This is a genomic window from Penaeicola halotolerans (assembly GCF_016464625.1).
GTDB lineage: Bacteria > Bacteroidota > Bacteroidia > Cytophagales > Cyclobacteriaceae > Penaeicola > Penaeicola halotolerans.
In genome coordinates this window covers 810,892-829,835 of the sequence record NZ_JAEAGO010000001.1, presented here as the reverse complement: position 1 = coordinate 829,835, position 18,944 = coordinate 810,892, and the positions used below count along the sequence as shown (strand labels likewise).

The 18,944-nt window shown below is 39.7% G+C and carries 17 protein-coding genes and 1 riboswitch; of the genes, 2 read left to right on the top strand and 15 right to left on the bottom strand.

Annotation, left to right across the window (positions count from 1 at the left end; all coding sequences use genetic code 11):
- Positions 1-20: 20 nt before the first annotated feature.
- The 12 genes from I5349_RS03740 to I5349_RS03685 form a co-directional block, all read right to left on the bottom strand.
- On the bottom strand, positions 21-788 hold the full coding sequence (locus I5349_RS03740) for a hypothetical protein (protein WP_226389387.1): 768 nt from the start codon (positions 786-788) through the stop codon (positions 21-23).
- A gap of 173 nt (positions 789-961) precedes the next feature.
- Complete coding sequence (locus I5349_RS03735; RefSeq protein ID WP_226389386.1) at positions 962-2,008, bottom strand: DUF6340 family protein; 1,047 nt, start codon at positions 2,006-2,008, stop codon at positions 962-964.
- A 37-nt stretch (positions 2,009-2,045) separates the two neighbouring features.
- Positions 2,046-2,561, bottom strand: coding sequence for a hypothetical protein (locus tag I5349_RS03730; protein ID WP_226389385.1), 516 nt, complete (start codon positions 2,559-2,561; stop codon positions 2,046-2,048).
- Positions 2,562-2,650: 89 nt separating this feature from the next.
- Positions 2,651-3,874, bottom strand: coding sequence for a homoserine dehydrogenase (locus I5349_RS03725; RefSeq protein WP_226389384.1), 1,224 nt, complete (start codon positions 3,872-3,874; stop codon positions 2,651-2,653).
- Between the two features lies 1 nt (position 3,875).
- Entirely contained in the window at positions 3,876-4,889 is a 1,014-nt protein-coding gene (locus I5349_RS03720) for a homoserine O-acetyltransferase family protein (RefSeq protein ID WP_226389383.1), read from the bottom strand.
- Positions 4,886-6,223, bottom strand: coding sequence for an O-acetylhomoserine aminocarboxypropyltransferase/cysteine synthase family protein (locus I5349_RS03715; RefSeq protein ID WP_226389382.1), 1,338 nt, complete (start codon positions 6,221-6,223; stop codon positions 4,886-4,888). The genes I5349_RS03720 and I5349_RS03715 overlap by 4 nt, the downstream gene beginning before the upstream one ends.
- A gap of 273 nt (positions 6,224-6,496) precedes the next feature.
- Positions 6,497-6,610, bottom strand: a riboswitch (SAM riboswitch).
- A gap of 170 nt (positions 6,611-6,780) precedes the next feature.
- Positions 6,781-7,845 carry an endonuclease/exonuclease/phosphatase family protein gene (locus tag I5349_RS03710; protein WP_226389381.1) on the bottom strand — a complete coding sequence of 355 codons (1,065 nt, stop codon included), beginning with the start codon at positions 7,843-7,845 and terminating at the stop codon, positions 6,781-6,783.
- Between the two features lie 4 nt (positions 7,846-7,849).
- Positions 7,850-8,008 (bottom strand): YqaE/Pmp3 family membrane protein, encoded by a 159-nt coding sequence (locus I5349_RS03705; protein ID WP_226389380.1) that lies wholly within the window; start codon positions 8,006-8,008, stop codon positions 7,850-7,852.
- A gap of 387 nt (positions 8,009-8,395) precedes the next feature.
- Positions 8,396-9,853: a TrkH family potassium uptake protein gene (locus I5349_RS03700; RefSeq protein WP_226389379.1), complete on the bottom strand. Its 1,458-nt coding sequence runs from the start codon at positions 9,851-9,853 to the stop codon at positions 8,396-8,398.
- Between the two features lie 9 nt (positions 9,854-9,862).
- A complete protein-coding gene (gene trkA / locus I5349_RS03695) occupies positions 9,863-11,203 on the bottom strand; it encodes a Trk system potassium transporter TrkA (protein ID WP_226389378.1) in 1,341 nt (446 codons plus the stop codon).
- A 35-nt stretch (positions 11,204-11,238) separates the two neighbouring features.
- Entirely contained in the window at positions 11,239-12,483 is a 1,245-nt protein-coding gene (locus I5349_RS03690; protein ID WP_226389377.1) for an S-adenosylmethionine:tRNA ribosyltransferase-isomerase, read from the bottom strand.
- Between the two features lie 71 nt (positions 12,484-12,554).
- A complete protein-coding gene (locus I5349_RS03685; protein WP_226389376.1) occupies positions 12,555-13,076 on the bottom strand; it encodes an inorganic diphosphatase in 522 nt (173 codons plus the stop codon).
- A gap of 149 nt (positions 13,077-13,225) precedes the next feature.
- Here I5349_RS03685 and I5349_RS03680 point away from each other — a divergent pair, with 149 nt between their 5' ends.
- Positions 13,226-14,308 (top strand): o-succinylbenzoate synthase, encoded by a 1,083-nt coding sequence (locus I5349_RS03680; protein WP_226389375.1) that lies wholly within the window; start codon positions 13,226-13,228, stop codon positions 14,306-14,308.
- Between the two features lie 11 nt (positions 14,309-14,319).
- Here the strand turns inward: I5349_RS03680 and I5349_RS03675 are convergent, their stop codons facing one another.
- The 3 genes from I5349_RS03675 to aceK all read right to left on the bottom strand — a co-directional run bounded on the left by I5349_RS03675 (position 14,320) and on the right by aceK (position 18,064).
- The gene (locus I5349_RS03675) at positions 14,320-15,033 is read right to left on the bottom strand and encodes a pseudouridine synthase (protein WP_226389374.1); all 714 of its coding nucleotides are present in this window, start codon (positions 15,031-15,033) and stop codon (positions 14,320-14,322) included.
- Positions 15,033-16,241 carry a tRNA 2-thiouridine(34) synthase MnmA gene (gene mnmA, locus I5349_RS03670; RefSeq protein WP_226389373.1) on the bottom strand — a complete coding sequence of 403 codons (1,209 nt, stop codon included), beginning with the start codon at positions 16,239-16,241 and terminating at the stop codon, positions 15,033-15,035. The genes I5349_RS03675 and mnmA overlap by 1 nt, the downstream gene beginning before the upstream one ends.
- Positions 16,242-16,348: 107 nt before the next feature.
- Positions 16,349-18,064: a bifunctional isocitrate dehydrogenase kinase/phosphatase gene (gene aceK, locus I5349_RS03665; protein WP_226389372.1), complete on the bottom strand. Its 1,716-nt coding sequence runs from the start codon at positions 18,062-18,064 to the stop codon at positions 16,349-16,351.
- A 245-nt stretch (positions 18,065-18,309) separates the two neighbouring features.
- Here aceK and I5349_RS03660 point away from each other — a divergent pair, with 245 nt between their 5' ends.
- Positions 18,310-18,942, top strand: a complete 633-nt coding sequence (locus tag I5349_RS03660; protein ID WP_226389371.1) for a hypothetical protein — start codon at positions 18,310-18,312, stop codon at positions 18,940-18,942.
- The last annotated feature ends 2 nt before the right edge of the window (positions 18,943-18,944 follow it).

Genomic DNA, 18,944 nt, shown 5'->3' with positions numbered 1-18,944 from the left:
TTAGAAAAAAAATCACGATATCATTTACCTCCATTAGCTCTCAAATCATTTCTACAGTTGGTATCTAAGCTAGGAACTCTTGAGTCCATCATCCCTGGAATGATACCTCCTGACTCTATGGCCCAGTACATGAGACAACTGTCATCGTCACAGTGACCATTGTTTTCACCATCTTCATGTGGTGTTTCCATAGCTGTACCTATGTTCACTAAGCCTAATAAGTGTCCAAGTTCATGATTGAGCACAGAAGATTCTAGAGTTGTTCTACTGACTTGACCAAGTCCACCTGAGTTTTCTCTGATCCTTCTTTGATAAAGTGCAGCTGATGTGTTTCTATGTGCTACCCCTAGGGTGACTTGATTTCCTTCATCACTTTCAGCATATCCATCTAAAAATAAAATATAGGCTGTAAGTTCTTCTCCTACATTGTAAAAGTCCCTGTTTTCTTCTTCTATTGCTCTGATTTGTGAGATACTGTATGTCTCGCTTCCTTGTGCAGGTATTTCTTGAAGTTTAATTGTAATACTTGATTTGTTGAGTAGGGTTGAGAGGAAGTTTCTCAGATTGGTGATTGTTTGAGTGGTGGGCTGATAGCCTTGCATGTAATCAACCTCTATCGTCAGTGTAGTAAATTTATCTGTTGATAAGAAATCGTTAGCTGAAGCACCTACTGATCTGTTGGCAGCTGGAATATCTGGCTGAGTATTATTGATTTCTTCGGTATCTTTTTCACATGCAAAAGATAAAATCACTAAGCACGTCAACCATAAGTATGTAAACTTCTTCATATTTTAATTTTTGGTGATATTCTATAATGATCAAGATTCATTCCTTTTTAGAAATGTGTATACTTTTACTTACGGAAAGCAAATTATAAATGGATCTCATCTTGCTTTTGACCCTTAGTCATAAAAAGAGCCTCAACATATCATGCTGAGGCTCTTAAATGTATGAAATATGATTAGTTGATTTCGCTCTGTTGTGCTCTCAGCCTTTCTATCCTATATTGTCTGTTTTTCAAGAGATTTACATATCTGAGAGAATGCTTGATCCCAAAGTCTTCATAAGCAATACTGGCGCGATTAATCGCTTCATCTAAGTTGCCATCTATCTCGCTGATGATGGCTAGATTATGCCATGCTCGACCAGCTATTTTAGCCTTTGAGTTTTTGGTTTCCATGAACCAAAGTTGACCTGCACCATCCCAGTTGCCTGTTTGTGCTCTTCTTTTAGCTACTTTGAAAGTATCACTTCCTTTGACATAGTACTCTCTACGAATAGTCGTCCAGTAGGGAACAATGCGTGCAGCATATCGCTGACCTAGGATGTAGCTCTCTCGATTGACGGCTTCTGTTCTTCCGATGATCGCAGCTGCTGCTTCCACAGGGTTGATCCCACGGCCTACAGTAGTGACAGGTGTATTGACTCTAAATTCATCGATGATGGTGCTACTTGCAGGGTCATATATTCTCCAACCTGTTTTGATAAGTGTTTGATTGGTCGCAATGTGTTCTATGATAGGAATTTCTAAGCCGAGGGCATTTTTGGTTGTGATCTCTCGATTGCTGTAAGTTACTTTAGACTCTGTATCAAAATACTCTAGGACAAATAAGGCGTCTAGATCATATTCTTGGCAGATCTCACTGATTCTAGCCCATGATACTGGATTTGGAAGATTGCCAAAAACCGTATTTTGAAGCCTGATATCATCTATAAGTATGATAGATTGAAGTTTGTCATTTTTCATCAGCTCATCTCTGAGACCCATCATGCCTTGGATCGCAGCCTTTTCATCCATATTTCTACCTTCAGCAGAGAGGACTTTATCTACAACATCGAGTATTTTGTCTTGCTCATTAGGATTACTTCTGTTGATGAGACCTGCCTTTTTGATATAGTTTGGCATACTTACAGGAGCTGGTTCAAGCGCGCTGATATTGACATAATTGCTTTTACCACAGCTCATGAGGATCAGGGTAAGCAATAGGAGTGAGACGTGTTTTTTCATGGTGGTTAGTGTTTGTTTGGATGAGTCAAATTTACGACTATTTCTCATCATCTAGCATGACTTTGATTTCCTCCAGTTTGATATTTAGCAAATGGTAGCTATTGCCGGTGATCCGAGGTTTATACCGATACAAGCCTCTATATGCATAGGGGTCATCTATCACTTCAAGTATGGCTTTTTCATTGATCGTGAAGGTATTGACTTTCCAATAAGGTGCTAGCGGTAAGATGGCAGCACTTGTACGAGCAGGAATAGTAATCTTTAAATTTTGATCATCTAACAGCTCAATTGATAGCTTGGAAAGATCGTTTTTATCTACTTGATAAAAGTATTTTTCAAATTTCTTTAACACCAGACTGTCAGCTATATAAGCTTTTCCGTTGTCAATATTACTTATATCTCCAGATTCTTCTGAATAAGGATCTAAGTCAAAGGAGATGCGAACATCTACTGCTTGCTCTTCAAAATTGTTTAAATAAACATACTGTCCTCCCGTAGCGCAAGCAGTCAAAGCGCTAGCTATGATGCTGTATATGATTCCTTTTAATTTCATAAGCTTGAATTTTAGATAGCATAAGGTATAAAAAAAGGAGCCAAAAATTGACTCCCTTTCCCAACAAATAAACCAACATACATATTTCTTTATCGCTGTACCAGCACCTTTTCGCCAAGTCTATCAATAGAGAGATGTGCTAATTCTTGACTAATGTTGGCAATGAAAATCGCATTGTTTTCAATCGCCTTTTGATTTTCTAGTAGACTTTGTAAACTGACCTTTCCGATAAGTTGAATACCTTCTTCGTTTCTAATAAATTCTCTTGTTTGGATGCCAAGTTTGCTGATGATGGTTTCATTGGAACTTGATAGGTAGATGTCTATATGAGAGGATGTTTCATGATGTAAATTTTTTGCTTGTAGATATTTGTTGTATGCATATCCTTTGCCAAGCGCTAGCTTCTTCACATCTGATAGGACAGAGGCTCCAGTGGCGTAGCTTCCAGCTCCTTTTCCTTTATAAAACTGCTCTCCTTGATAGTCAGAGGTGATTTCTATGCCATTATATTCATAGGCTACTTGTGCCAATTCATGTGTTTTAGGTAAAAAAGTAGGTAATACAAATGCATGTATAGCCTGCTCTTGAACTGTGGCAGTAGCGATGAGTTTGATGACTGCATCATGTGATTTGGCCAAGTCTACAGCCTCATGGCTGATATCTTCTATACCCAGTTTTAAAATATTGTCTGGGTGAATGATCGCGCCAAAGGCATGAAGTGATAGGATACTCAGTTTACTAGCTGCATCACTTCCTGAAACATCCAAATAAGGATTTGCTTCTACATAGCCAAGTTTTTGTGCTTCCGTCAAAGCTTCTTGATAAGAGATTCCTTCCTCAAAGATTTTGGTAAGGATAAAATTACTAGAGCCATTTAATATCCCTGATATTTTAGAGATAGGTTCAAGAGCATAATGTGTCTCCAATACCTCGATGATCGGAATTCCTGCAGCCACAGAAGCCTCATAAAGTAGTTTGCTTCCGTGCTTTTGTTGTAACTCTAAGAGCTCTTTAAGATTTTCAGCTATGAGTTTTTTGTTGGCAGAGATTACATTAATTCCTTTTTCCAAAGCATTTGAAACGATATGATGGGCTTCATCCGCATCACTAATCAACTCTAGGATCAAATCTATTGTCTCGTCTTCGAGTATGTAATCAGCCTCATAGGCTAATTGTGCTACTTGCAGTGCCCTTGGTTTGTGAGGGTCTTTGACAACCACCTTTTTGGGAATGAATTGTTGGATTTTTTGAGTGATCTGATAGTATCCACTACCCACGACTCCCAATCCAAATAGTCCTATATTTTTTGACATGTTAGTTCAGATAAAATGATTTTAAAATGTAATTGAGCTGCTCGTACTCTATCAAAAATGCATCGTGACCATAAGGAGACTTGATCTCTTTATAGTGACCATTTTTGACTAATCGACTGATGAGCTGTGCTTCTGTTTTAGGAAAAAGCAAGTCCGTATCGATGCCTACAGAAAGTGTTTTTGCTTTGACTTTTTGTAGTGCGGAGATGAGACCGCCTCTATTTCTACCCACATGATGACTATCCATAGCCTTACTGAGTGTCCAATAGGCAAATGCATCAAATCGACTAGCAAGCTTTTCACCTTGGTATCGCTGATAGGAGTTGGCTTTGAAATCATCTAATCGAGCATCCTCATCCTTTTGCTTGACCTCATAACTATCATAGTGACGATAGCTGAGCATCCCGACTTGACGCGCTATTTTCATCCCAGTCAATCCCGCCTTAGGGTTTTTATCAGGCCAAGTAGGATCTAGCAAAATAGCTTGTCTTTGCGTTTCATTGAAGCCAATTCCCCAAGGAGACATTTGAGCATTGCCAGCGAATAATACTACATGCTCAAATAGATCAGGATTTTCAATAGCCCAATGTAGAGCCACTTGAGCTCCAAGAGAACCACCCACGAGAGATTTAATCTGATGTATGCCCAGTGACTTTCTAAGGATATCTATAGCTCTCGCCATATCATTTGTTGTGACCAAAGGGAAATCATGATAGTAGGCATTACCTGTCTTGGGATTGGTACTTAGCGCGTAAGTAGAGCCATAGCATGAGCCTATTACATTGGCACAGATGATTTGATACTCATTGGGATCATAAAACCTATCTTCACCGACTAGTCCACTCCACCATTCTAGCGGATTGGTGTTGCCAGTCAAAGCATGACAAATCCATATAATGTTTGACTTGTCAGCGTTAGCTTCTCCAAATACTTGATAGCTGATGTGAAGCTCGGGGAGAATATCTCCTGAGTCAAGAGTAAAGGCTTGCTGGTGATGATAGGTTTTGATGTTCATGACTGTGTAGCTAGTTCTTGTATATTTTCTTCTATTTTAGCAAAAGCCTGACTCAAATCCGACTTGATATCCTCAATATGTTCGATCCCAAGTGAAAGTCTTAACAGGGCAGGAGCAACACCCGCTGCTAGCTGCTCTGCATCACTGAGTTGCTGATGTGTAGTTGCAGCAGGCTGAATAATCAGTGTTTTAGCATCTCCCACATTGGCTAAGTGGCTAATGAGCTTTAAACTATCGATAAATTGGGTAGCGACTTCTTTACCACCTTTGATGATGAAACTCAGAACACCTCCATAGCCATTTGTAAGGTATTTATTAGCTAGATTATGATAAGGGCTACTTTTCAAGCCAGGGTAGTTGACTTTCTCTACTAGAGGATGTTCTTCAAGCCATTGGGCTATAGCTAGGGCATTGTCTACTGTGCGCTGTACTCTGAGAGAGAGCGTTTCGATGCCCTGTAAGAGCAAAAAGCTATTAAATGGTGCCAGTGCAGGCCCAAAATCTCTCAAACCCTCCACTCTAGCTCGGATAGAAAATGCTACATTAGGAAGTCCTAGCGGGTTATTTTCGCCAAATGTCTCCCAGAAATTTAAGCCATGGTAGCCTTCTGATGGTTCAGAAAATTGAGGAAACTTGCCATTACCCCAGTTGAAGTTTCCACCATCCACGATCACCCCTCCGATAGTAGTTCCATGACCTCCGATCCACTTAGTGGCCGAAGCTGTGACTACATTGGCGCCATGATATAGAGGTCTGAAAAGATAACCTGCTGCACCAAAGGTATTATCTACCACTAGTGGGATATCATGTCTTTTGGCTAGTACTGCTATGGCTTCAAAGTCAGGAATATTAAACTCAGGATTGCCGATAGTTTCTAGATAGATCGCTTTGGTTTTAGAATCTATCAAGGCTTCAAATGCTTCTGGACTGTCTCCCTTGGCAAATCTCGTTTCAATCCCTAGTCTTTTGAAGGCGACTTTGAATTGATTGTATGAACCGCCATAGAGAAAGGACGTGGAGACGAAATTATCCCCACTTGAAAGGATGTTATTGAGTGCAATAAACTGAGCGGCTTGACCAGAACCTACAGCAAGTGCTGCAACACCACCTTCTAGAGCAGCTATTCTGTTTTCAAAAACCTCATTGGTAGGGTTCATGATTCTCGAGTAGATGTTTCCAAATTCTTTTAGCGCAAATAGATTGGCTCCATGTTCGGCATTATTGAACACAAAAGAAGAGGTTTGATAAATGGGTACTGCTCTCGCATTGGTGCTAGCGTCTGGAGATTGTCCTGCGTGTAACTGTAATGTATCAAAATGAAATTTCTGTGACATGATCGTAAAGATTTAATTGTTGAATAATTGTATAAAAGAAACAGAAGGGTATAGGCTTCCCTGTGCGCGCATACAGCTTGGCTATACCAATCCGATTAATTCAGAAAAGATGAATAGGATTGACTATTAGCACATGCAACAACAGCACATACAATAATTCTCAGAAGGGGTAAATTGTAAAATTGAGCTCTGGATTTGAGCAAAAGATTTTTCTAAGCTTAATAGCCTGAAATCTTGATTCGATAATAAGGCTTGTGTGTTCATACGGCTGTTATTTTATAAGCATCTTCGGTACTTCCGAAGATCAGGTGTTGGCACCTTTGAACGAGGAGTTCTAGGTTGCCAGAGGGTCATCGAGCCTGTTCTCTCACCTCTTCTTTATAAAATCCCAACACTAATGCGAAAGGATGCTCAAATGTAGATTGATTCGTTTCTCAATTCCAAATTTGGAGGTCAAAAAATCTAAAAAAAGATGATAGATATTTTCTATCAATGATTCATAACTATCATTAAATCAATATACTTAATTAGTCGATATTAAAGTAAATTATAGTTTGTTAAATTTTATCTATGCCCACGACTTTGGCTATTTTTTCCTTTGCTAAAAGTCGATCTTCAGCATCAGCTTGTGGAGCTTTATGCATCTTTTCAGCCTTGGGATGGTACTGAAAATGGGCAAAAATAGGGAAGTGATCAGAGCCAATACCTGGTAATCTTTTGATGGATATCAAGGTAAAATCTGCACTTACAAACACATGATCTAATGCCCACCTCAGGAAGGGAATCTTAGCATGAAACGTACTGAAAAATCCTCTCCCTTTTCTTGGATCAAGTAGTTCACTGATCCGCTGAAATAAACTGTTGGTATAAGACCAAGCGACATCATTCATGTCACCTGCGACTATCGCAGTTTCATCGTTTTCTTTGATTTTTCTGCCGACCATCAGAAGCTCTGCATCTCGGTCTGTTGATGTTTCGCTCTCTGTAGGACTAGGAGGCATAGGGTGTAGTCCATAAAAGTTGATGATGTCCCCACTTCTGAGTTCAACGAGAGCATGTATAGAAGGAATTTCTTTATCGATGAGGTACTTTACTTCAGCACTTTGAAATGCCAGTTTGGAGAATAGATGCATGCCATACAGGTTTTCTAAGGGTACTTTTACACTGTGAGGATAAGATTTATCTAGATCAGATAGGGCATTTTCCCACCAAGCATTACTTTCTAGCGTTAGCACGATATCTGGATCATACTCTTTGACTAATAGCAGCAACTTATCAGCTTTTGTATTTGTCTGAAGCACATTAGCCATCAGTAGTGAAATGCTTCTATGAGGTGTCATAGACTGTCTTTTAATAACTTCCTTAGGCGCTAGACGAGTGTATGGATAGATGTGAATAAATTGATATACAGTCGTGATGCCAAGTGCTAATATGAAGCCTATCGTGAGGTATTGGTAGGTATTGCCATAGATCAACCAACCAATAAGACAGAGGATCATCAAAATGATCAACTGAGTTCTAGGAAAGTCAAAAACTCTAACGCTCCAATGGTCTATTCTAATCAAAGGTATAATACTCATCAAGCAAAATAAAGAAGAGCAAATGATGAGCAGAATCTTCATAAAGCTATTTCTTGGCTATGGTATAGACTGCATGAACAAGTCCTGGAATGTAGAAAAGAATGGTTAGGAGGACATTGATCCAAAAGGCAGATTTCAATCCAACATGTAGAAATACACCCACGGGAGGAAGTATGATAGCAAAAATTATTTTAATCAGATCCATAGTTTAGAGTTTTAAGACTATGAATTTAAAAGATGTGCTTTTTAAATCCTAGCTTTTCACACTTCAACCAAATTTCTTTTGACAGACGTTTTGGTGTCGCAATATATAAATTTGATAACGAGTATTTTAGCCTAAATTTTTTTGGTTTTATGAAAATGGCTAATTACTTTTATCTCGAGATAAACGCATTACAACAACAAAAAAAATAATCTGATCATGGGGAGCTCAGAAAATTTTGATCCGATATTAATTATAAAGCCACCTAGAAGATCCAAGAGATCTACTAGTTCTCGCTTATTTTCAGGTAATCGTTTAATCGTGATGACTATTCTAGGTTTGGTTGTTTACGCAAGTATCTCTTTCGCTATTTACCAAATCCTTTTTTGATCAATAGGCTCTCCAGTAATAAGGGCTAAGCAGAATCAATACAGTAAACAATTCTAATCTTCCAAGCAACATCAGAAAACCTAATATCCACTTAGCGGTATCTGGTAGTGCAGAGAAATTATTCGCAGGACCCACATCACCTATTCCAGGCCCTACATTTCCTAGACTCGTAGCAGCTGCACCGAGAGAAGTATCAAAATCCATCCCAGTCATCGTTAGCAGCATAGTTCCTATAGCAAATATAGTTAGGTAGATCATGAGAAATGCTAGGATATTATAAGTGATGTCTCTAGGAACAGCTTTTTTGTTCAGTCTTACGGGGATGATAGCAGAAGGGTGTAGTTGCCTTTTGATCTCAAGGATCGAGTTTTTGAAGAGGATAGTGTGTCTGACTATTTTGACACCTCCAGCCGTTGACCCTGCCATACCGCCAACAAAAAGCAGCATGAAGAAAAACAGGGTAAGAAATGGTGTCCAAATAGTGTAATCAGCAGTAGCAAAGCCTGTAGTAGTGATGATAGAGACAACTTGGAATAAGGCATCTCTTACACTTTTAGCAACTCCAATGTCCTCCGTTAAGAGAAGTCCCAGAGTAACTACCGAAGCACTAAATAGCGTGATATAGAGATAAATCCTAAACTCTTCATTCTCCCAGATTTTGGCAAATTTAGCCTTGAAGCCAAAATAACTTAAAGTAAAACTCATTCCAGCTAAAAACATGAAGATGATAATCACATACTCTATATAGCTCGAATTGTAGGCTGCAATACTGGCATTTTTGGTAGAGAATCCCCCAGTAGCCATAGTCGTCAAAGAATGGTTGATGGCATCAAAAAAGCTCATATCACCAAGCATCAATAGCACAGTTTCGATCAGTGTCAAACCGATATAGACATACCAAAGTCTCTTAGCAGTTTCCTTAATTCTAGGCTTTAGTTTATCTGGGCTAATCCCCGGAGCCTCAGCTACAAATAGTTGCATGCCTCCAATACCTAAGATCGGTAAAATAGCTACCGCTAAAACGATGATTCCCATACCACCGATCCACTGTGTCATGCTTCTCCAAAAGAGAATGCCTTTTGATTGAGCTTCGATATCGATTAAGATAGAAGCTCCAGTAGTGGAATATCCTGAGATAGTTTCAAATACCGCATCGGTCATATTAGGGATAGCCCCACTGAGGACAAAAGGCAAGGCGCCAAAAAGTGACATGATGATCCAGCCCCCAGATACGATCAGATATCCTTCTCTACGTTTGAGCTCTTTATTTTCATTATTTCTATTAGTTAGCCAAAGCAAACCACCTACACCGATATTAATTCCAGCTGCCAATAACATATTGACCCACTCAACTTCCCAATAATAAATCGAAACAGCCGCGGCCAAAAGCATGAAAAGTCCATTGAAAATCAATAGAAGACCGATAATGAATAATATGACGCGATAGTTAAATTTCATCTCGACAAGTTATTTGAAAAAGCTTTCGACCTTCTTGATACACTCAGGTCTCGCTAGGACAACTACTCTATCTTGTGGCTTGAATACAAAGTCTCCTAAGGTCGTATAGCCTACATTTTTGCGGACTACACCACCAATCAAAGCAGAAGTAGGGAAGTCTAATTCCTTGAGTGTAGCTTCTGATATGCGTGAGTTTTCATTCACTTCAAACTCCAATATCTCTGCATCTACACCATGTATACTCGTGAGTGAGACGATCTGACCCTGGCGGATGTATCTAAATGTAAAATTAGCCGCTATGAGCTTTTTATTGATCATCGTATCTACACCGATATTTTGAGAGAGGTGGATATAATCGATATTCTCTACGAGTGAAATGGTCTTTTTTACTCCGTTGTTTTTGGCCATTAGGCAAGAGATGATATTCGTCTCAGTGTTGCCTGTAACTGCTATGAAAACGTCCATTTTATCGATGTTTTCTTCCAGCATAACATCAAGCTCACGACCGTCAGCATTGATGATCATCGTGTCTGTTAAAAGCTCTGCTAGTTCATTGCACTTTTCCTCATCTTTTTCGATGAGCTTGACATGATAGTTTTTGCTAAGTGCTTTGGCAGCATTGATTCCTACACGACTACCGCCTAGGATCATGATGTTACGCATGCCTGTTTTCTTATTACCAGATAGTGTCAGTACGTTTTCTATGCCATCAGGCTGCACGATAAAGTATGCATGATCATTTAGCTCAAAAATGGTATCTCCATGAGGAATGATGGTCTCATTATTTCGCAGGATAGCTACAGTGACGAAGTTTGACTGACCACTCATTTGACCGATCTGTTTCATGCTCTTACCTAAAAACCTAGACTCTTCGCGAATCAGTACACCAATGAGCGAAAGTTTACCGTTATCAAAGTCAAAAGTATCTGTCAAAGCAGAAGCTCTTAACAAGCGTTTGATCTCTTTAGAAGCAAGTGATTCAGGGCAGATAACTTCATCGATACCTAGCTCATTGAGTCTGATTTCCTCTCTTTTTGAAATAAATTCGGTGTTGGAAACTCTAGCAATGGTCTTTTTCGCACCTAAATGTTTTGCGATGATTGCAGTGGCCAAGTTGGTCTCCTCTGAGGATGTAACTGCTATGAAAAGATCTGCCTCTGAGACACCTGCATCTTGTAGGGTAGCATAGGAGGTAGAACTTCCCTTGATTGTGCCGACATCTAGCTGTTTTGAGGCATTTTTTAGTCGATCAGGATTTTTGTCGATGATGTTGATGTCATGGTTTTCGATAGACAATAGTTTCGCTAAGTGAAACCCTACATCTCCAACACCTGCTATTATGATTTTCATAGATTTGAAACCTGATTAAAGGTCTAATTTAGATATTATTTGTTTGATTGCTTCCTCCAAAGGAGTGAGGAATCACCATAGCTCAAAAATCTATACTTTTCGCTTAGTGCCGATTGATAGATTTCTTGCCAGTCTTTTCCTACAAATGCTGCAATGAGCAAAATTAAAGTTGATCCAGGCTGATGAAAGTTAGTCACGATGGCATCACATACTTGGAATTGATAACCAGGGAAGATGAATATTTCCGTCTCTCCCAGTAGCTGGTCTTGATTGAGACTATCCATATGATCTAGAATAGCTTGAAACGCCTCACTACGACTTGGGAGCCTTTCATTTCTGTTTTCGTATGGGTATAACTTGCTGATTTTAAAATTTTTATCTACCTTATCTTTAAGTAGTTTCACGCCATACCAATAGCTACTTTCTAAGGTACGCATTGAAGTTGTTCCTACTGGAATGATCGGACCTTCATGCTGGATGATGTTGACTATATTAGCTCGATTGATCAGGATTTGCTCAGCATGCATTGGATGTTCTACAACTGTCTCAGACTTGATCGGTTGGAAAGTACCTGCGCTGACATGGAGCGTCAGATAGTCTAGTTGACAACCTTGATCTGCGAGCTTTGTCAGGATCTCGGGAGTAAAGTGTAGTCCTGCCGTAGGAGCAGCTACAGCTCCTTCGTGTTTTGAATAGACCGTCTGGTATCTTGGCTTGTCATCAGCTGTAGCTTTACGTTTGAGGTAGGGCGGAAGCGGCACTTCACCAGCAGCTTCTATGAGGTCTACAAATTTGGTTTCCTCAGGACTCCAAGTCAGTTTTACTTGGCCATTCGTTCTATCGATCAATTCTGCAGAAATCTTAACGACCTGACCTGATACAAGTACCTCACCCTGCAAAATCTCTTGATCTTTCCATTTTTTGCTATTTCCTATCATACACTTCCAGCTACTCTCTTTTGTAGCTAGCATGGCAGTAGTGATTACGGTGCTAGGGCTAATGGGCTGAAGCAGGAAAATCTCAATATGCGCTCCAGTACTTCGCTGAAAGCTGAGTCTCGCTGGGATGACTTTTGTATTATTAAAAAACAATAAGCTGTCCTTAGGAACAAGATTAGTAATGTCTGTAAACTGTCGGTGGGTAATTTTTCCTTCTTTGTAATGAAGTAGCTTGGATGCTGAGCGATCCGCTAGAGGGAATTTGGCTACGTATTCGTCAGGGAGTATGTATTCATAGTCTGACAAATCAATTGTTGGTATGCTTAATCTATTGGTATCCATGTGTTTTTGACAAGGGATGCAAATATAAAGCTTGTTTATAATATATAGTGCTTCTTAAAAAGAAAAGCCCATTATTGGGCTAATTCTTTGGTTTTCTTTTCGCTGATGTATCTTTCTTGAGATTCCTTGATGATCTGCAGTGCAGCCTCTCTATTTTCCCATCCTTCTATACCTACCTTCTTTTTTTCAAGGTCTTTATATACCTGGAAGAAATGCTCGATCTCCATGATCAAGTGTGGATTTACCTCCTCAAGACTATTGATTTTATTCCAAATAGGATCACTGACTGGTACACAAAGTAATTTGGCATCTGGGCCTTTTTCATCATACATTCTAAAAAGACCTACTGGCTTGACCTCTATCAAGCAACCTGGAAACGTAGGCTCTGATACTAAAACAAGAGCATCGAGAGCGTCTCCATCTAGAGCAAGTGTCTCAGGTACAAAACCATAATCACTTGGGTAGTGCATCGATGAAAAAATCATTCTATCGTAACGAATCATTTTCTTTTCGTAGTCATATTCATACTTATTGCGACTGCCTTTTGGTATTTCTACTACTACATCAAATGTAAAATTGTCGTTCTGACTCATAATTTGCTATTATTAGTTTCTAATTCAATGAAATCCTAACAGTTAGGATAAATGCGGCAACAAATTTAAGGCTAATTCATTATATATTTTAAATAAATTAGGATTACTTATTGCCTTATTTGATAAAAATCGATTGTTGATTTAATGATATGATAAAAGTGAAAGCTGATTTTGTAGAATATACTTTGGATTTCAAGTTTGAAGCAGGGACATCTAGAGGTGTGCTAACCAAAAAGCGAACATTCTTTTTGAGGTTGCATCATGTAGATCAGCCAAATATGATAGGACTAGGGGAGTGTGGTCCTTTGGACAAACTTAGTATAGATGATCTACCAAACTTGTCAAAAGTCATAGCAGCTACATGTCAAAAACTCAATGATAAGAAGCTTCCGAGAGATAAGGAGGAGGTATATTCCTTAGCTAAAGAGGTTGTAAGTGAGCAATATCCAGCTTTACGATTTGCAGTAGAGACGGCTCTTCTTGACTTGATCAATGGCGGTAAACGAATAGTTTTCGATAATGCTTTTAGTCAAGGCAAAACGCCAATACCTATCAATGGCTTGATCTGGATGGGCAAAGAAGACTTTATGCTTCAGCAGATCGAGCAGAAGCTAAAAGATGGCTACAGCTGTATCAAAATGAAGATTGGCGCTATAGACTTTGATACAGAATGTAAATTGCTTGGTATGATTCGTGAGCGATTTTCAGCTAAGGATATCGTATTAAGAGTAGATGCTAACGGAGCTTTTGCTCCGGATGAAGCCCTTCAAAAGCTAAAGAGATTGGCTACTTATGATCTACACAGCATAGAGCAACCTATCAAGCAGGGTCAAATAGAGCAAATGGCGGCACTTTGTGCTGTGACACCTGTACCTATCGCTTTAGACGAAGAGTTGATAGGAGTACATAGCATCTTAGAGAGAGAGAATCTACTCCGTCAGATCAAACCACAATATATCATCCTTAAGCCAACATTAGTAGGTGGTTTAGCAGCTTGTGAGGAATGGATAGCTCTAGCAGAAGAGCAGCAAATCGACTGGTGGATCACATCAGCATTAGAAAGTAATATTGGACTAAATGCTGTAGCGCAATTTACTGCTCAATATCCCATAGACAAACCGCATGGACTAGGTACTGGCCAACTCTATCACAACAATATTCCTGCTCCATTGAGCATAGATAAGGGTCACTTGTATCAAAAAGGAAATTGGGATCTCTCTAGGATTTTATAATAAAAGAGTAGTCAAGCTTCGTCCGAACCATAAATGGCTTCAGTCCAGCCAAACTCTGCCACTAAATCATCAAAATATTCTGGGAGTGGTGCTGAAATAGCCAAAGGCTCACCTGATTTAGGATGTGTCATTTCTATAAAATAAGCATGGAGAAGGAGATTGTCTATTTCAAAGTTTTCTCTAAACATCTTATTGTGCTTATTATCACCATGTTTTGTGTCTCCGATGATATAGTGCCTGCTTTTGGCCATATGCCTTCTGATCTGATGCATGCGACCAGTCTTAGGCACTACCTCTATCAGTGAGTAGCGTGAAGTAGGGTAGCGACTCACTGCTATGTCTAGTTCTACGGTGGCCAATCTTTTATAATAAGTTTCTGCCTCCTGCATGGTATCTTGATCGAGTTCTTTCTCCAAAGGTACATCGATGATGGCTTCTATAGGAGTGACTCCTCTGACAACAGCTAAGTAATGTTTTTTGATAGTATGCCGGCTAAACTGCTCTTGGACCTCGGTAGCAGTTTCTTTGTCTAAGGCAAAAAGTAAAACACCAGAAGTCGGTCTATCCAGTCTATGGATAGGATAGACCCATTGACCCAGTTGATCTCTCAATTGGTGCATGGCATTTAGCTTTTCTTCTGCTGCGATACGACTTTTATGTACAAGCAGACCCGCTGGTTTATTGATAGCCACGAGGTATTCATCTTGATAGAGGATTTCTAGCATTAGTATATCGTTCCTGAACCTATTAATTCCTCACCTGCGTACCATGCCACAAACTGACCTGAGGCGATGCCTTTCTGTGGGGTAGAAAATATGACATAAAGCCCTTTATCTCGCTTAATTAGCGTAGCAGTACTTAGCGGTTGTCTATACCTGATTCGTGCTTGATAGGTGACGAATTCACCATTTTTTAGGGCTAGATCCTCTCTGACCCAGTGTATGTCTTTTTCAGGGACAAATAAACCAAAACGATTGAGTCCTGGGTGATCTTCTCCCAAGCCTGTGTAGATAACATTTAGTTTAGTATCAGTGCCTATGACAAAGAGAGGTTTGCCCGTTCCGCCTACATGAAGCCCTTTTCTTTGACCTACCGTGAAATAATGTGCGCCATTATGCTCGCCTAATACCTTACCTTCAGTAGGGTCATAGCTTAGTGGTGTGCAAATGGCTGAAAGCTCAGTTTCCTCCAGATTTTCTATCTCCACACCTGCAGGTACTTGATAAGCTTTGAATTTATCCAGTGTTTCTGGTATTTGAATGATCTGTCCTTTTTTAGGTTTTAACTGTTGCTGTAGGAAGTCGGGAAGACGTACTTTTCCTATAAAGCACAGTCCTTGGCTGTCTTTTTTATCCGCAGTGATGAGATCTGCTTCCTTAGCGATGGCTCTCACTTCAGCTTTTTGAAGATGTCCTATGGGAAAAAGCGCTTTAGCTAATTGTTCTTGATTGAGCTGACAGAGAAAGTAGCTTTGGTCTTTATTGTTGTCTTTTCCTGCCATCAACTGATAGATGGTTTGACCGTCCTTTTCTATTTGCTCTTTTCTGCAATAGTGTCCTGTAGCGACAAAGTCAGCTTTGAGGCGCATGGCTGCCTTGAGAAAAATGTCAAACTTGATCTCTCTGTTGCAAAGGATATCAGGATTTGGTGTACGTCCAGCTTCATACTCAGCGAACATGTAGTCAACTATTCGTTCGCGGTATTCTTCACTGAGATCTATAGCTTGAAAGGGGATGCCGAGTTTTTCGGCTACTAACATGGCATCTGTACTATCCTCTATCCAAGGACATTCGTTGGAGATGGTCACTGACTCATCATGCCAGTTTTTCATAAACATGCCTATGACTTCGTATCCTTGCTGCTGGAGCAAATAGGCTGTTACACTGCTGTCTACACCTCCAGAGAGGCCGACTACTACTCTTTTCTTTGTCATGGTTTGAAAATTTTCACAGGGTCAAGGTCTGTGAGGTTTCAATATTTGTCTAGCAACAATCCTGAGCCAAACATAAGTTCAGCAAAGGTACACAAGTGAGACCAAAACTATACTTTTCTATCAGGATAAAAACGAATGCTCTCAGGATAAGGATAAGCATGTACGAGTTCACCCTCTAAGATTCTCTTTTGTATTCCTTGCCAGTAGGCTGGATCAAAGAGATCTCCATGAGCTTGCTTAAAGTGAGACTTCAAATCTTCTCTGCCAATCATAAATCGCTCAAAATCCTCTGGAAACACATCGTTTGGCGCGATTTCATACCATGGACTTGGCGCATAGATCTGCTCAAAAGTCTCCGCTTTTGGCTTAAAACGGAAATTACAATCGGTCAAAAAGACGATCTCATCATAATCATAGAAAACAACCCTTCGCTGTCTAGTCACTCCAAAGTTTTTGGTCAGCATGTCTCCAGGAAAAATATTAGCTGCAGCCAGCTGCTTGATGGAAAGTCCATATTCTTCTACTGCTGCGAGCGCTTCCTCTGTATCTGCTTCTTCTAAAAATATATTGAGTGGAATCATCCTTCGCTCCGTGTATAGATGCTGAAAGATCACTTCTCTATCTGTGATTTCTACCGTACTAGGAGTTGTTGTCCTGAGTTCAGCGATGAGCTCATCCGTAAAGCGTTCTCTTGGTAGTTTGAAATACTCAAACTCATGCGTGTCTGCCATGCGACCTACTCTGTCGTGTAGCGAAACGAGCTTGTAACTTTTCTTTACTTCCGCTCTTGTGACCGTTTTAGGTGGATCGAAGTTATCCTTGATTAGCTTGAATACCATATTATATGATGGCAGCGTGAAAACAGTCATTACCATGCCTTTGATACCTGCTGCTACTTCAAATTGATCAGTTGACTGTCTCAGATGATTGAGGAAATCTCTGTATAGTTCTGTTTTGCCATGCTTGTTGTAGCCAATGGCATTGTAGAGTTCATGGATGTCTTTGTAGGGAAGGACAGCCTTCAAGAAAGCAATAAACTGAGAGGGAATCTCCACTTCGACCAAGAAATAAGAGCGCGTGTAGCTAAAAATCGTTCCCATGATCTTAGGGTCAAATATAAGCGTGTCTACAAAAAGCCCTTTCTCATTATGCAAAATTGGAATAATAAAAGGAAACCACTTGCCTCCCAGAAAGGTGCGGCCAATCAAATAAGCGGCTTTGTTTCTATAGAAAACAGATTTGAATAGCTGTGTCTGTGTGGCTTCATTGGGTAGATACCTTGATAGAATCACTTTTTTCACCGTCTCTATCAGATGCTGAATGTCCGCTTCTTTGTCTATAAATGGAATGTCAAAAGCGAAGTCATCCATCATCTGGCGGATGATCTGCTCCAAAGACATACTCGCAGGATAGTGATGAAATAGGTGAGAAGCATCATAGATAGGACAGGAGTCAAATCCTTCTTGTACAAACATGATGGATTCGCTTACTGCTATGTTAGGGAGGACTTTTCTACAGACCGAATTGTAAAATGTTTCTACAATCTCTTTGTCTTTACGATCACTGATGCAATGACGAAATGCCTCTTTGACTGATATCCAAGTACCATGGTCATGGCGCAAAGATTCGCTTTCGGATATAATGATTTCTGCCGTTTTCTTTACAATATCCTTGTACAATCTCATCCTAGACCTAGCGATATATTGCATACCATTCCAGTCTCTATTTTTAAAATGAATAGGAGCTAATCTGGTGTACATTTGAAATTGCTCTATATAGGATTCAAAACCTCCTAAGATATCTTGACAGATTTGATGATGCATAGAGCCAATATCAAGTTTTGTAAGCTAGCCTGCAAGTCTCCAAATTGAAAGACAACAAAATAAATCTTATTCAAAGGTAATTTTTGGATTTATTGGAATTTATGTTTTACTTTCGCATGTAGTTATTCAATCGATTGAATAGCCACAAAATAGGTTTAATAGGTTTGAAATTTGGTGGAAAAGGCTTGGACAGTGTTCAAGCCTTTTTTTGTTATTTTTCCTTATCTTCGATAAAAGATCTTTACATGAAATGTCATTTTTATAAACTGCTCACAGCGATCATCATTCTATCAGCTTGTGAGGCAAAGACTCCAGAAGAAACTGTTGAAGACTTATCAACAAACTCAGCTATCAATTTGCGCGTCATGCCAGAGTGGGAGGGATTTTGGAATCAGCAATTAGGGGAGTTTTCTATAGACCAATTTGAGTTGATCCGTACGGACTCACTAGACATCCTTGAATGGCCTCATTACCCCGCTAAAGAAGAAATGCTTGCCAGTACATTTGTTTACAGTCCTGATAGTAGTCGATACATTGATTTTCTTAGCTATCGCTATGCGCAAGAAGTAGAAAATGGTCAGCCAGCTTTCCTCACTACCCAGCCAGATGCTGAAGTAGCCTTGGTTGATTTAGCTTCCAATATGCGCCAAAGATTGCTTTTTATGGGGCCTTCAGGTGCTTTTGAGACAGTAACTTGGCTGAGCAATGATACTTTTTTAGTAGGAGGATACTTCGAGCATGAAGAGGGTTTTACACCTATCATCTATCACATAGACTTACAGAAGCAAGAGATGCAGTACTATGAGTATGCAAGTGCTTTTGAAAAGCCTGAGCAAACTTTTTTAACTCAGAAACTTAAAGATTTTCCCATCAGATAAGC